The organism is Natrinema soli (assembly GCF_028618695.1).
Genome location: NZ_JAQIVI010000406.1, coordinates 1 through 612 on the forward strand (window position 1 = coordinate 1; position 612 = coordinate 612).

The following is a 612-nucleotide window of genomic DNA, read 5'->3' on the forward strand; positions in this document are numbered from 1 at the left end:
GCCCTCGAGCCCGTCGAACGCGGCGAGCAGCCGATCGGTCAACCGGTCGGCACCCGTTGCGCGCGTTTCGAGGGCGTACTTCCGATCGATCGCGACGAAGTGAAGATCGATCCGGTCGGTGAATTCGGGCGCGTACGCGAGTCCCTCCGCAGGAGTCATCCCGCGTCGGATCTTGCCGCTGGGATGGAAGGGGTGGCCGTCGGTGACGATCCGCTCGAACGACGCGGCGGCGTCCGCAGCCAAAATCCCACTCGTGACGGTCTCGAGCGGCGATTCGGTGTCCGGCTCCGATTCGACCTGTGCGTGCACGGCCGCGCCGAGTCGTGCGAGCGCGAGGTTGGCGACGCTCTCGGCCACTTCCGCCCGGATCCGTTCGGCCTGCTCGGCGTCACTGAACGCGCCCTCGCGCTCGAGCAGCGGGACGATCTCGACTGGATGGGTAAGTCGTTCGGCGTCCGTCGGCGGTGACGGATCCGAGTCACCGTCCGCCGGCCAACGACGGACCGGTCCGACCAGTCGGAACCGGTCGTAGCCGTGTCTCGCCGCGACGCCCGCGATCAGGACGCTTCCGGACGCGGGCAACGGAACGAGCGCGAGCCGGCGACACGCCTC

At 69.4% G+C, this 612-nt stretch carries 1 protein-coding gene; it reads right to left on the minus strand.

Features of this window, described 5'->3' with window-relative positions:
* A partial coding sequence (locus tag PGX04_RS22195; protein WP_273740489.1) for an IucA/IucC family protein occupies positions 1–612 on the minus strand: 612 nt, incomplete at both ends.